Source organism: Afifella pfennigii DSM 17143, from assembly GCF_000688515.1.
GTDB classification, from domain to species: domain Bacteria; phylum Pseudomonadota; class Alphaproteobacteria; order Rhizobiales; family Afifellaceae; genus Afifella; species Afifella pfennigii.
On the sequence record NZ_JHZK01000019.1, the window covers coordinates 14,211 to 27,397 of the forward strand.

Genomic DNA, 13,187 nt, shown 5'->3' on the forward strand with positions numbered 1-13,187 from the left:
GCCGATGACCGGGACGAAGCTCGACCGCATCGACCTGCGCATCCTTGAGACGCTGCAGCGCGATGCGCGCATCACCAAGGCGAGACTGGCCGAGGCCGTCAATCTCAGCCCCTCGGCCTGCTGGGAACGGCTGAAACGGCTGGAGGAAGCGGGCGTCATCGCCGGCTACCATGCGCGCATCGACGCCAGGAAGCTCGGCCCGGCGGCTCTTGTCATGGTGGAGGTGGCGCTGCGCGGCCATCGCCAGATCGATTTCGAGCGCTTCGAGGCGGCGGTGCTGAAGGTGCCGGAAATCGTCGAATGCCAGGCGACCGGCGGCGGCGTCGACTATCTCCTGAAGGTGGTGACGCCCGATATCGACGCCTATCAGCGGCTCATCGACGGCCTTCTGGAACGCGATCTCGGCATCGAGCGCTACTACAGCTACATCGTGACCAAGAGCGTCAAGGAGAGCGCCGGCCTGCCGCTCGCCCGTCTGACGGGAGGCGGGTGATGGGCGGCCGAAGAAATCTCGGCAAGGCGCTGCCATTTCCGACGAAAGCGCCGCGCCCGCCCGCCGCTTCCGGCCGATCCTCGCCGCCGCCCGGCCTATCCTCCTGGAAAGCCAGGCATGGAGGAACGCCGATGACCAGCCTCGACCACGGCGCCTTGAGGGCGCCGGGCGTCAGCCCCGTGGAGCGCGAGGAGCCTCGCAGTGGCGGGCCCGCCAGGCTCGCCGACCCACGGCTCTTGCGCCAGTTCGCCTTCATCGCCGGTCGCTGGCGCGCCGCCCCCACCGGCGCCGCGCTCGCTGTCGAGGATCCCGCCACCGGCGAGATCCTCGGCCATGTGCCGGATCTGGGCGCGAGGGAGACGCGCGAGGCGATTAACGCGGCCGAAGAGGCCTTCGCCGGCTGGGCCTCCCTCCTGCCGCAGGAGCGCGCCCGCTTCCTGCGCGCCTGGCATGACCTCATCGCCGAGAACCGGGCCGACCTTGCCACGCTGATGGTGCTGGAGCAGGGCAAGCCCTATGCGGAGGCGCTCGGCGAGATCGATTACGCGGCGAGCTTCGTGGAATGGTACGCGGAAGAGGCGCGGCGCCTTGTCGGCGAGATGCCGGCGAGCCATCTGCCGAACCGGGTCATGCAGGTGCGGCGCGAGCCTGTCGGCGTCGTCGCCGCCATCACGCCATGGAACTTTCCCTGCGCCATGATCACCCGCAAGGCCGCCGCGGCGCTTGCCGCCGGCTGCCCGGTCGTCGTTCGTCCCGCCTCCGAGACGCCCTTCTCCGCACTCGCCCTTGCCGAGCTGGCAAGCCGCGCCGGCCTTCCCGCCGGCACCTTCTCGGTGGTGACGGGAAGGGCCGAGCCGATCGCGCGCGAGCTCGCAGAGAACCCCAAGGTCCGCGCCTTAAGCTTTACCGGGTCGACGGAAATCGGCGCGAGGCTCATCGCCGCCGCTGCGCCCACAATCAAGCGCATGTCGATGGAACTCGGCGGCCACGCCCCCTTCATCCTCTTTGGCGATGTCGATCTCGACGAGGCGGTGGAAGCGGCGCTGGCGGCGAAGTTCCAGACCTCCGGCCAGGATTGCCTCGCCGCCAACCGCATCTTCGTCCACGAAGATATCTGTGAACCCTTCCTTGCCCGCTTCGCAGCGCGTGTGAAGGCGCTGAAAGTCGGCTCCGGCTTCGAGGAAGGGGTGGAGATCGGCCCGCTCATGCATGCGCACGCCGTCGACAAATGCGCTGAGCACGTGAAGGACGCGCTGGCGCGCGGAGCAAGACTGCTTGCCGGCGGCGAGCGCCATCGCCGCGGCCCGCTCTTCTTCACGCCGACGCTTCTGGCCGACTGCGATGAGCAGATGGCGATTTTTGCCGAAGAGACCTTCGGGCCGGTGGCGGCGGTCACCAGCTTCGCCTGCGAGAGCGAGGTTCTTGCCCGCGCCAATGCCAGCGAATACGGGCTCGCCGCCTATCTCTACAGCCGCGATCACGACCGCATCGCCCGCATGAGCAGGGCGCTCGCCTATGGCATGGTGGCGGTCAATTGCGTGACGATGACCGGCGCGCCGATCCCCTTCGGCGGCATCAAACGATCGGGGCTTGGCCGTGAGGGCGGTCCCCACGGCATCGAGGAATTCACCGAGCTCAAATACGTCTGCGCCGCCTTCAAGGCCGCTTGAGAGGAACCGTCCCATGAACAGGCACATCGCCGTCAACGACCTTGAGACGCTCGACCGGGCGCATGTCTTCCACCCTTCGACCCACCTCGCCCAGTTCGCGCGCGGCGAGGCGCCGAGCCGCATCGTCACCGGCGGCAAGGGCGTTTCCATCGTCGATCGCGACGGCAGGAAGAGCCTCGACGCCTTTGCCGGGCTCTATTGCGTCAATGTCGGCTACGGCCGCCAGGAGATCGCCGATGCGATCTACGCCCAGGCCAAGGAGCTTGCCTACTATCACGCCTATGCCGGCCATTCGAACGAGCAGGTGATCCGCCTGTCGGAGCGCATCGTTTCGCGCGTCGGCCTTGGCATGCAGCGCATCTACTGGGGCCTTTCCGGCTCCGATGCCAACGAGACCAACATCAAGCTCGTCTGGTACATGAACAACGTTCTCGGCCGGCCGGATAAGAAGAAGATCATCTCGCGCCAGCGCGGCTATCACGGTTCCGGCGTCATGACCGGCAGCCTCACCGGCCTGCCGCTCTTCCATGACGCCTTCGATCTGCCGCGGTCGCCGATCCTGCATACGGCCTGCCCGCACTACTGGCGCCATGGTCAAGAGGGCGAGAGCGAGGCGGAGTATTCCCGCCGCCTTGCCGCCGAGCTGGAATCGCTCATCCTCGCCGAGGGGCCGGGGACCGTCGCCGCCTTCATCGGCGAGCCGGTGATGGGCACCGGCGGCATCATCCCGCCGCCGGAGGGCTACTGGCAGGAGATTCAGGCGGTCCTGAACAAGTACGACATCCTTCTTATCGCCGACGAGGTGGTGACCGCCTTCGGCCGCACGGGCGCCTATTTCGGCGCCCACAAATACGGCCTTGAGCCGGACCTCATCACCATCGCCAAGGGCGTCACCTCCGCCTATCTGCCGCTTTCGGGCGTCCTCGTTGGCGAGAAGGTCTGGCAGGCGCTGGAGAAGGGTACCGACGAGATGGGGCCGATCGGCCATGGCTGGACCTATTCGGCGCATCCGACCTGCGCGGCGGCCGCCAACGCCAATCTCGATATCATCGACCGGGAGCGGCTGACGGAGAACGCCCGCGAGACCGGCGCCTATTTCCTCAAGCGCCTGCAAGACACCTTCGCCGACCACGAGCTCGTAGGCGAGGTGCGCGGCGCGGGCCTCCTCGCGGCGCTGGAATTCACCGCCGATCGGGCGACCAAGGCACGCCTCGATCCCGCGCTGAAAACCGGTGCCAGGGTCGCCGCCGCGCTCCTGGAAGAGGGCGTCATCGCCAGAGCCATGCCGCATGGCGAGATTCTCGGCTTTGCGCCCCCGCTCGTCATCACGCCGCAAGAAGTCGACGAGGTCGTCGCCGCCACCAAGCGCGCGGTCGACCGCGTCGCTGTTTCGCTCTAGCGGGAGCCAAAGAGATGGACGTCGCCAGCCCGACCGGCCGCGCGGCGCCCGTCCTGGCGCGGCCTGTTTTCCAAGCCGGCGAGCTGGACCGGCGGCTCGCCCGGCTTCGCGATGAGATGGCGAGGCGAGGCCTCGATATCGCCATCCTCGCCTCGCCGGAGAACGTTTTCTACCTCACCGGCCTCGACCATTGGGGCTATTTCGCCCCGCATCTGCTCATCGTGCCGGCCGAAGGCGAGATGGTGCTCGTCACCCGCGGCATGGAGCGGGCGACCATCGCCCGCCACGTGCTCAACGCCCGCTTCGAAGGCCACGAGGATTACGAGAGCGCTGCCGCACGCGCCGCCGAGATCCTGCGCCAGGAGGCCAGCCGGCCGCGCCATATCGGCATCGAGGCGGGCTCGGCGGGCCTGACGCACGCCCTCGCCGAGACGCTGAAGCAGCGCGTCACCGCCCAGTGGGGCGACGTCACCGGCCTGGTCGACCGGCTCAGGCAAGTGAAGAGCCCGGCCGAGCAGGCCTATATGCGCCGCGCTGCCGAAATATCCGACGCCGCCGCGGGAGCCGCCATCGACGCCATCGGCAAGGGCGCCAGCGAGCGCGACGTCGCCGCTGCTTGCCTTGCCGCCATGGTCGCCGCCGGCGGCACCTATCCGGGCTTCGGCCCCTTCATCCGCTCCACCGCCCGTCTCGACGAGGAGCATACGACCTGGAGCGATACGCGCCTTGCCGCCGGCGATGCGGTCTTCTTGGAGCTTTCCGGCTGCTTTGCCCGCTACCACGCCCCGCTCGGCCGTCTCGTGCATGTTGGCAACATCTCGCAGGCCGATCACGACATGGCGGCCCTCGTGGAGGCCGCCTTCGCCGCGGTGCTTCGCGCTCTCGTGCCGGGCGCGCTCTTCCGCGAGGTCTACGCCGCCTGGCAGGGCGTCGTCGATGCGGCGGGCCTTGCCCATTATCGCCGCCACCATTGCGGCTACGTCGTCGGCATCGGCTTTCCGCCGAGCTGGACCGGCGGCAACAGCGTGACCGGCCTCCGCCACGACAGCGAGCTCATCGTGGAGGCGGGGATGAGCTTTCACGTTCTGTCGTGGCTGATGGGAACGGGCCGAGGCGATTTCTTCCGCTCCGACACCGTGCTCGTCGGTGAGCGGCAGGCCGAGCTTTTGACGCGCGCCCCTTCGGCGCCTTTGGCGCGATAGGCGAGGGGGCTTCAGACGGGAAGACCAGGATGGAGTTTGGCAAGAACAACACGCCGTTCAGCGAGGAAGAGTTCGCCGCAAGGCTGGCAAGGGCCAAGGACGCCATGCGGCGGGAGGGTTTTGAGGCGCTTCTCGTCTGCGATCCGGCCAATATGTGCTATCTGACCGGCTACGACGGCTGGTCTTTCTACGTGCACCAGGCGGTTCTCGTGGCGCTCGATCTGCCGGCGCCGATGTGGATCGGCCGCAACCAGGACGTCAACGGCGCCCGCCTGACCACCATCCTGAAGGACGACGATATCCTCGGCTATGCCGACGACCATGTGCAATCGCTGGTGAAGCACCCGATGCAGGCCATGGCCGCAATCATCCGCGAGCGCGGGCTTGAGAGGGCGCGCATCGGCGTGGAGGCCGATTGCTATTACTACACCGCACGTTCCGACGCGGTTCTGAAGGCGGAGCTGCCGCAGGCGGAGATCGTCGATGCCGGTATCCTCGTCAACTGGCTGCGCTGCGTGAAATCGGAGGCCGAGATCGCGCTGATGTTCCAGGCCGCGGCGATCACCGAGCGCATCGTGGAGGCGGCGCTCGAGGTCATGGCCGACGGCGTGCGCCAATGCGACGTTGCCGCCGTCATCCAGGCGACCGGCACGCGCGGCATTCCGGGAGAGGGCGGCTACGGCGGCGACTATCCGGCCATCGTGCCCTTGATGCCGAACGGCGTCGGCACCTCCTGTCCGCATATCACCTGGCGCGACGAGCCCTTCCGCGCCGGCACCGGCACGACGATCGAGATCGCCGGCGTGCGCCACCGTTATCACGTGCCGATGAGCCGCACCGTCTTTCTCGGCACCCCCCCGACGAAGATGCTCGCCGCCGCTGCCATCATGGCCGAGGGCATCGAGGCGGCGCTCGCCGCGGCCCGGCCCGGCGCCACCGCCCATGACGTCTGGGCGGCCTGGAACGACACCATCGAGCGCCATGGCATCGTCAAGGAATCGCGCTGCGGCTATTCCATCGGCCTCAACTATCCGCCGGATTGGGGCGAGCGCACGCTGTCGATCCGCAAGGGCGACGAGACCGTCCTGGAGCCCAACATGACCCTGCACTTCATGCCGGGCCTGTGGATGGACGATTGGGGCATGGAGATTTCGGAGCCTATCCGCATTTCGTCGGAGGGCGCGGAAACCTTCTGCCATTTCTCCAGAGAGCTATTTATTAGGTAAGACAGATGCTTGCGTGGACACCTTGAAGCGAATTGGAGATGGCGTGTTAGGGCGCGAGCACGTACCGATTGCCCGCCCGGGTTGCGCTCACGGCGATTTCTTGGAACATTGCCAGAGCAACGAGCGAATTCGACTGCGGCGCCCAAAGACTTCGGACGGCGTAGTCCCGGTGGCGTCTTTGACGCTGCCCAAGGAAAACAAGAGGGTCGAACAAGAGCAGGTCCGGCCGGCTTGCCCGAGAGCCGCGCCGGCGAAGCAGAAAGGCGTTCATGCGGGAGAACGGCGTTGCCGGAAACGGCGCCGGGGATAGCGCTTATGTGCGCTTTGAGGATGTCCAGAAAAGCTATGACGGGGAGACCCTCGTCATCAAGAACCTGAACCTCGCCATCCGGCGGGGCGAGTTCCTGACCATGCTGGGGCCGTCCGGCTCCGGCAAGACGACCTGCCTGATGATGCTCGCCGGCTTCGAATCGACGACGCACGGCGCCATCTGGCTGCATGAGCAGCGCATCGACAACGTGCCGCCGCACAAGCGCGGCATCGGCATGGTGTTCCAGAACTACGCGTTGTTTCCGCATATGACGGTGTCGGAGAATCTCGCTTTTCCGCTGAAGGTGCGCGGCATGGGCAAGGCGGAGATCGAAGAGCGCGTGGCGCGCGTTCTCGCCATGGTCGAGCTGCCGCAATTCGGCGACCGGCGTCCCTCCCAGCTTTCCGGCGGTCAGCAGCAGCGTGTCGCCGTTGCCCGCGCTCTCGTCTTTGAGCCCGACCTTGTGCTCATGGACGAGCCGCTCGGTGCCCTCGACAAGCAATTGCGCGAGCAGATGCAGTTCGAGATCAAGCACATCCATCAAAACCTCGGCGTCACCGTCGTCTACGTCACGCACGACCAGAGCGAGGCGCTGACCATGTCGGACCGCGTGGCGGTGTTCAACGACGGCATCATTCAGCAGCTTTCCACCCCGGACGTTCTCTACGAGGCGCCGGAAAACGCCTTCGTTGCCCAGTTCATCGGCGAGAACAATCGCCTTTACGGCGAGGTCTTGCAGCGCGTGGGCGACGGCGAGGTGCGCGTGAAGCTGGATTCGGGCGAGGAGATCCGCGCCCTGCCGGTCAATGTCGATGGCGCCGCCGATCGCACCACCCTGTCGCTCCGTCCCGAGCGCGTGCAGATCAATCCGGCCGAGGGCTCGCTGCCCAACGTCCTGCGCGGCAAGGTGGAAGAAGTCATTTATCTCGGCGACCACATCCGCACCCGCCTGGCGGTCGCCGGCCATGACGATTTCATCGTCAAGATACCGAACGCGTCCGGCCATCCGAGCCTGAAGGAGGGCGAGACCGCCGACCTTGGCTGGACCATCGAGGATTGTCGGGCTCTCGATGCCTGACACGGCGCCAGAACGTGGCGCCACTGCCTTCGGCAGGCAGTCCCTTCATGCCGACATCAAGCTCCCAAACGGGACCAAGACCAAACGGAGGAAGTTCCGAATGAAGCGCATCCCTTTCCTTTTGGCCGCAACGGCCCTCATTCCGGCGGCGGCGCTCGCCGCCGAAGGCGACACCCTCACCATCGTCTCCTGGGGCGGCGCCTATACCAATTCGCAGGTAAAGGCCTATCACGAGCCCTATAGCGAGAAGACCGGCACGCAGATCTTCAACGAGGACAAGTCGGCCAACGCTCTTGCCGGCATCCGCTCGCAGGTGGAGGCCGGCAACGTCACCTGGGACGTCGTCGACATGCTGCAGGCGGACGCGCAGCGCGCTTGTGACGAGGGCCTGGTCATGGAGATTCCCCATGACGAATGGCTCGCCGAATCGCCCGATGGCGCGGCGCCGACCGAGGATTTCATCGAAGGTACGCTCGGCCCCTGTTTCATCCCGCAGATCCTCTACGCCACCATGTTCGCCTACAACACCGAGGCCTTCGACGGCGAGGGTCCGAAAACGCTCGAAGACGTCTGGGATCTGGAGAAGTTCCCCGGCACGCGGGCCCTGCAGAAGATCCCGCAGAAGAATCTGGAATGGGCGTTGATCGCCGACGGCGTGGCGCCGGAGGAGGTCTACGACGTCCTGGAAACCAGAGAAGGTCAGGATCGGGCCTTCGCCAAGCTCGACGAGATCAAGGACAGCGTCATCTGGTGGTCGGAAGGCGCGCAGCCGCCGCAGATGCTGGCCGACGAGGAGGCGGTGATCGCCACCGCCTATAACGGGCGCATCTTCAACGCCCAGGTCAACGAGGACCAGCCCTTCGAGATCATCTGGGATCATCAGATGTTCGAGGTCGATGGCTGGGTCGTGCCGGTCGATCAGAACGAGGCGGACCTTGAGCTGATCAAGGACTATCTCTACTTCGCCACCGACACGCAGCGCCTTGCCGATCAGGCCAAGTACATCTCCTACGGTCCGGCGCGCAAATCCTCCGCGCCGCTGGTTTCAACGCACGAGGAGACCGGCGTCGACATGAAGCCGCATATGCCGACCAGCCCGGAGAACCTGGAGACGGCGGTGTCCTTCAACACCGAGTTCTGGGCCGATTATGGCGACCAGCTTGAAGAGCGCTTCAACGCCTGGCTGGCGCAGTAATCGGGCAAGCTGAGAACGGGTCGGGCGCCTTCGCGTCCGGCCCTTTTCCGCGCATGCGAACGGCAGGACGGGCACCATGGCGGATGTGACGGCACCGGGCTTCGTGCCCGAGGCGAGACAGGAGACCCTGACCACCGCGGACGGCACGCCGCTCAAGGTCTCCCTGCGGCGCTCGCAGCGGCGCCAGCGCCGACGGGCCTTCTACCTCGTGGCGCCCTTGCTTTTCTTCCTGCTGATCACCTTCGGCTGGCCGATCGCGCAGATGACCTTCCGCTCCATCTACAATCCGGAGGTCGCCAACTATCTGCCGGAGACATCGGCGGCCATCGCCAACTGGACCGCCGACGAGGTGCCGGGCGAGGAGGTCTTCGCCGCCATGGCGCGCGACATGCAGCTGGGCCTCGAGGACCGGACCATCGGCCGCGCCGCCGCCCGCATCAACCGCGAAATTCCGGGCGCGCGCAGCCTCGTCATGGGTACCGCGCGCGACCTCGACGAGATGCAGGCGCCCTACAGGGAAGCCTTCCTTCAGGCCGACGAGGACTGGGCCGATTTGGAGTTCTGGCGGCTGATCAAGCGCGAGACGCGCATCCTGACGCCTGCCTATTACCTTCTGGCGCTCGATTTTGAATACAACGCCGAGGGTGAGATCGTGGAGCGGCCTGAAGTCTACCAGGTCTATCGGCTGCTGTTCTGGCGCACCGCCTGGATGAGCCTGGCCATCACCGGCCTGTGTATCGCGCTCGGCTATCCGATCGCCCATCTCCTGGCGACGCTGCCGCTGAGGACCTCCAACCTTCTGATGATCCTGGTGCTCTTGCCGTTCTGGACCTCGCTTTTGGTGCGCACCTCGGCCTGGATCGTCCTGCTGCAGCAGGAGGGCGTCATCAACGACCTTTTGGTCTGGTCCAATATCGTCGACGACGACGGCAGGGTACGCATGATCTACAACCAGATCGGCACCATCGTCGCCATGACGCATATTCTTCTGCCCTTCATGATCCTGCCGCTCTATTCGGTGATGAAGACCATCCCGCCCTCCTATATGCGCGCGGCGCGCTCGCTGGGGGCAACGCAGTTCACCGCCTTCACCAAGGTCTATATGCCGCTCACCCTGCCGGGGCTGGCGGCCGGCGTCCTTCTCGTCTTCATCCTGGCCATCGGCTACTACATCACACCCGCCCTCGTCGGCGGCGAGAGCGGCATCTTCATCTCCAACCTGATTGCCCAGAACATGCAGGGCACCAGTGCCCAGTTGAAGCTCGCCTCCGCGCTCGCCACGATACTGCTCGTGGCGGTGCTGGTGCTCTACTGGGCCTTCAACAAGCTGATCGGCGTCGATCGGCTGAAATTCGGCTGACGGGGAGGGCGAGAACATGGCGCTTCCAAGCTATGCCGGCACCGGCGAAAAGCTGTGGTATTACACCTACCGGCTTCTCTGCGGCCTCATCTTCCTCTTCCTGATCGTGCCGATCATCGTCATCGTGCCGCTCTCCTTCAACGCCGAACCCTATTTCACCTTCACGCGCGAGATGCTCGCGCTCAATCCGGAAGGCTATTCGCTGCGCTGGTACGACGCGCTCCTGTCGAGCGAGGAATGGCTGCGGGCGATCCGCAACTCCTTCTTCATCGCCACCTCCTCGGCGATCATCTCCACGGCGCTCGGCACGCTCGCCGCCCTCGGCCTCAGCCGGCGGCAGATGCCCTACAGGACCGTCATCACCGCCGTTCTCATCTCGCCGATGATCGTGCCCCTCATCATCACCGCCGCGGCGCTCTTCTCCTTCTATGCGCGCATCAACCTCGCCAACACCTTCTTCTCCATCATCATGGCGCATGTGGTGCTCGGCACGCCCTTCGTGGTGATCACCGTCACCGCGGCGCTGTCGGGCTTCGACCAGCAGCTCATCCGCGCCGCCCAAAGCCTTGGCGCCAATCAGCTGACGACCTTCTTCAAGGTGATCCTGCCGCTGCTTCTGCCGGGGGTGATCGCCGGGGCGCTGTTTGCCTTCATCACCTCGCTGGACGAGGTGGTGGTGGTGCTTTTCCTCGCCGGGCCCGAGCAGACGCCGATGACGGTGCGCATGTTCTCCGGCCTGAGAGAGGAGATAAGTCCGACGATCCTGGCGCTGGCGACCATCCTCGTCGGCATCTCCATCCTGCTTCTGACCTCCATGGAGATGCTGCGCCGGCATTCAGAGCGCCATCGCGGCCTGACGCCGGGATAGGCAAGAAAACCGTCGGACAAGAAAAGGCGGAGGCGCTCCACGCACCTCCGCCTTTCGCGCGCACCCGGCCTTCGGGCCGGGATGGCCGGCCGCCGGCTCACTTACCCTGACGGCTCAGTTGTCTGACGGCTCAGGCGCCGTTGACGGCGATCTTCTTGCCCTTCACCTCCGCCTCCGGAGAGCGCGGCACGGTGACCTTCAAGACGCCCTTGTCGAAGCTCGCCGTCACCTTGTCGGCATCCGGCTCGAAGGGCAGGGCGAAGCGGCGCAAGAAAGTGCCGTAGGAGCGTTCGACGAGATGGTACTGGCGCTTCTCGTCCTTTTCCTCTTTCTCCACCTTGCGCTCGGCCTTCAGCGTCAGGACGCCTTCGGTGAGATCAAGGTCGATATCCTTCTCGTCGATGCCCGGAAGGTCGGCGGTGATCTCCATGCCCTTTTCCGTCTCCACCACATTGACCTTGGGCGTCAGCATGCCGCTCGTCGGCGCGAAGGCCGCCGGCAGGCTCCAGTCGCGGGTGAAGTCCTCGAACATGCGGTCCATCTCGCGCCGCATGGCGGTGAAGGGGTCGGCCTCGCCGCCGCGGCCGAGCGAGGTCGAGCGAGCGAAGGGAACAAGCGATTGGATATCCATGGCGTCACCTCGTTTCGTGTTGAAGTGGCCGACGCCGTGACCGGTCCTCGGCCACATAGGTTTCGCCGCATATGTGGCGATGGACGCTGTGTTCTTCAAGCGGTGAGGGCGCCCGAAACGTGCCGTTTCGGCACGGACTTCGGGCGCCCGCCGTCTCCCGCGTCGACCTAAGCCATATCGCCGAAGGCGATGGCCTTGGTTTCCAGGAATTCCTCAATGCCGAGGACGCCGCCCTCGCGGCCGATGCCGGACTGTTTGTAGCCGCCGAAGGGGCTGCCCTTGGCAAGTCCGGCGCTGTTGACGCGCACCATGCCGGCTTTCAGCTCGCCGGAAACGCGCCGCGCCCGCTCCCGGTCGCCGGTATTGATATAAGCGGCAAGGCCGTAGGGCGTGTCGTTGGCAAGCCGGATCGCCTCCGCCTCGTCCTTGAACGGGGTGATGGCAAGCACCGGCCCGAAAATCTCCTCGCGCCAGATCTCCATCTGCGGCGTGACGTCGGCAAAGACGGTCGGTCGCGCGTAGTAGCCGCGATTGAAGCCCTGCGGGCGGCCCGCGCCGCCGGCAACGAGCCGCGCCCCGCCGGTGATGCCGCTCTCGATGAGGCGCTGCACCTTGTCGAACTGCGCCTCGGAGACGAGCGGGCCGATATGCCGGCCTTCCTCGGCCGGATCGCCGACCTCCGTCGCGGCCGCGACCTTGCCGGCGATCTCCACCGCGCTCTCATAGGCTTCAAGCTCCACCAGCATGCGGGTGGGGGCGTTGCAGGACTGTCCGGTGTTTTCCATGCAATGGCGCACGCCGCGCTTCACCGCGCCCTCAAGGTCGGCATCGGCGAAGACGATGTTGGGCGACTTGCCGCCGAGCTCCAGCGCCACCCGCTTGACCGTATCGGCGGCGGCCTTGGTGACGGCGATGCCGGCGCGGGTGGAGCCGGTGAAGGACATCAGGTCGATGCCGGGATGGGCGGACATCGCCGCGCCGACGCCCGGCCCGTCGCCGTTGACGAGGTTGAAGACGCCCTTCGGCGCGCCGGCCTCATCCACCAATTCGGCGAAGAGGAGGGCGGAAAGCGGGGCGATTTCCGATGGCTTCAGCACGACGGTGCAGCCGGCGAGCAGCGCCGGCACGACCTTCAGCGTCACCTGGTTCATCGGCCAGTTCCACGGCGTGATGAGGCCGCACACGCCGATGGGCTCGCGCACGATCCGCTCGGAAGGCACGTCGGGGCGGAGCGGGCGCTCGAATGCGATCTCCTTCACCGCATCGAGGAAGCCTTCCATGTGCCAGATGCCGGCGCCGGTCTGATGGCTCGCGGCGAAGCTGATGGGGGCGCCCATCTCCGTGCTGATGGCCTTGGCCATCTCGCCGGCGCGGGCGCGATACGCCTCCAATAGCCGCCCCACCAGCGCCACGCGCTCCGACAGCTCGGTGCGGCTCCAGCTCTCAAAGGCGGTCCTTGCGGCGGCAACGGCGCGGTCGAGATCCTCCTTGCCGCCGAGCGAGATGGTCGCCACCGGCAATTCGTTCGCCGGGTTGATGACCTCCAGCTCCTGGCCGGCCAGAGGCGCGACCCACGCGCCGTCGATATAGAAATCGGTCTTCCTGAGCATTCCATTCCCTATGCTATAGAAAAAGCCAGAATTGCCGTGATGACAGGAGTTTAAGCACGAAAATTAATCTACTGAACGAGAACGGCTCCGGCCGCCCGGCGCCGTGCCGGGGCTTGACGAGGCCGCATCGCGGAAGGCGCCGCCT

Annotated in this window: 11 protein-coding genes; 9 read left to right on the forward strand and 2 right to left on the reverse strand. The window is 66.1% G+C overall.

All coding sequences use genetic code 11. The annotated features are described in order from the left end of the window. The first annotated feature begins 4 nt into the window (after positions 1–4). From Q331_RS0113210 to Q331_RS0113255, 9 genes are all read left to right on the forward strand, one after another. Positions 5–493 carry an Lrp/AsnC family transcriptional regulator gene (locus tag Q331_RS0113210; protein ID WP_026381077.1) on the forward strand — a complete coding sequence of 163 codons (489 nt, stop codon included), beginning with the start codon at positions 5–7 and terminating at the stop codon, positions 491–493. 131 nt (positions 494–624) lie between these two features. Continuing rightward, positions 625–2,163 carry an NAD-dependent succinate-semialdehyde dehydrogenase gene (locus tag Q331_RS0113215; RefSeq protein WP_084175046.1) on the forward strand — a complete coding sequence of 513 codons (1,539 nt, stop codon included), beginning with the start codon at positions 625–627 and terminating at the stop codon, positions 2,161–2,163. Between the two features lie 13 nt (positions 2,164–2,176). Next, entirely contained in the window at positions 2,177–3,562 is a 1,386-nt protein-coding gene (locus Q331_RS0113220; RefSeq protein WP_026381079.1) for an aminotransferase, read from the forward strand. Positions 3,563–3,576: 14 nt separating this feature from the next. Further along, on the forward strand, positions 3,577–4,764 hold the full coding sequence (locus tag Q331_RS0113225) for a M24 family metallopeptidase (RefSeq protein WP_084175047.1): 1,188 nt from the start codon (positions 3,577–3,579) through the stop codon (positions 4,762–4,764). 29 nt (positions 4,765–4,793) lie between these two features. Further along, the gene (locus tag Q331_RS0113230; protein ID WP_026381081.1) at positions 4,794–5,990 is read left to right on the forward strand and encodes a M24 family metallopeptidase; all 1,197 of its coding nucleotides are present in this window, start codon (positions 4,794–4,796) and stop codon (positions 5,988–5,990) included. Between the two features lie 269 nt (positions 5,991–6,259). Continuing rightward, positions 6,260–7,378, forward strand: a complete 1,119-nt coding sequence (locus Q331_RS0113240) for an ABC transporter ATP-binding protein (protein WP_051631139.1) — start codon at positions 6,260–6,262, stop codon at positions 7,376–7,378. A gap of 100 nt (positions 7,379–7,478) precedes the next feature. Then, positions 7,479–8,573 (forward strand): extracellular solute-binding protein, encoded by a 1,095-nt coding sequence (locus Q331_RS0113245; RefSeq protein WP_026381084.1) that lies wholly within the window; start codon positions 7,479–7,481, stop codon positions 8,571–8,573. Between the two features lie 76 nt (positions 8,574–8,649). Beyond that, entirely contained in the window at positions 8,650–9,933 is a 1,284-nt protein-coding gene (locus tag Q331_RS0113250) for an ABC transporter permease (protein WP_051631140.1), read from the forward strand. A 16-nt stretch (positions 9,934–9,949) separates the two neighbouring features. Beyond that, a complete protein-coding gene (locus Q331_RS0113255) occupies positions 9,950–10,801 on the forward strand; it encodes an ABC transporter permease (RefSeq protein WP_026381086.1) in 852 nt (283 codons plus the stop codon). Positions 10,802–10,931: 130 nt separating this feature from the next. On the opposite strand, the gene Q331_RS0113260 is transcribed toward Q331_RS0113255, so the two are convergent. Both Q331_RS0113260 and Q331_RS0113265 read right to left on the reverse strand, forming a co-directional pair. Further along, positions 10,932–11,432, reverse strand: coding sequence for an Hsp20/alpha crystallin family protein (locus Q331_RS0113260; RefSeq protein ID WP_026381087.1), 501 nt, complete (start codon positions 11,430–11,432; stop codon positions 10,932–10,934). Positions 11,433–11,599: 167 nt separating this feature from the next. Continuing rightward, on the reverse strand, positions 11,600–13,042 hold the full coding sequence (locus Q331_RS0113265; protein ID WP_026381088.1) for an aldehyde dehydrogenase family protein: 1,443 nt from the start codon (positions 13,040–13,042) through the stop codon (positions 11,600–11,602). Positions 13,043–13,187: the final 145 nt, after the last annotated feature.

Bases quoted from the DNA above. Each gene is read 5' to 3' on its own strand.
- Q331_RS0113210 (WP_026381077.1), top strand. From the start codon at position 5: ATGACCGGGACGAAGCTCGACCGCATCGACCTGCGCATCCTTGAGACG.
- Q331_RS0113215 (WP_084175046.1), top strand. From the start codon at position 625: ATGACCAGCCTCGACCACGGCGCCTTGAGGGCGCCGGGCGTCAGCCCC.
- Q331_RS0113220 (WP_026381079.1), top strand. From the start codon at position 2,177: ATGAACAGGCACATCGCCGTCAACGACCTTGAGACGCTCGACCGGGCG.
- Q331_RS0113225 (WP_084175047.1), top strand. From the start codon at position 3,577: ATGGACGTCGCCAGCCCGACCGGCCGCGCGGCGCCCGTCCTGGCGCGG.
- Q331_RS0113230 (WP_026381081.1), top strand. From the start codon at position 4,794: ATGGAGTTTGGCAAGAACAACACGCCGTTCAGCGAGGAAGAGTTCGCC.
- Q331_RS0113240 (WP_051631139.1), top strand. From the start codon at position 6,260: ATGCGGGAGAACGGCGTTGCCGGAAACGGCGCCGGGGATAGCGCTTAT.
- Q331_RS0113245 (WP_026381084.1), top strand. From the start codon at position 7,479: ATGAAGCGCATCCCTTTCCTTTTGGCCGCAACGGCCCTCATTCCGGCG.
- Q331_RS0113250 (WP_051631140.1), top strand. From the start codon at position 8,650: ATGGCGGATGTGACGGCACCGGGCTTCGTGCCCGAGGCGAGACAGGAG.
- Q331_RS0113255 (WP_026381086.1), top strand. From the start codon at position 9,950: ATGGCGCTTCCAAGCTATGCCGGCACCGGCGAAAAGCTGTGGTATTAC.
- Q331_RS0113260 (WP_026381087.1), bottom strand. From the start codon at position 11,432: ATGGATATCCAATCGCTTGTTCCCTTCGCTCGCTCGACCTCGCTCGGC.
- Q331_RS0113265 (WP_026381088.1), bottom strand. From the start codon at position 13,042: ATGCTCAGGAAGACCGATTTCTATATCGACGGCGCGTGGGTCGCGCCT.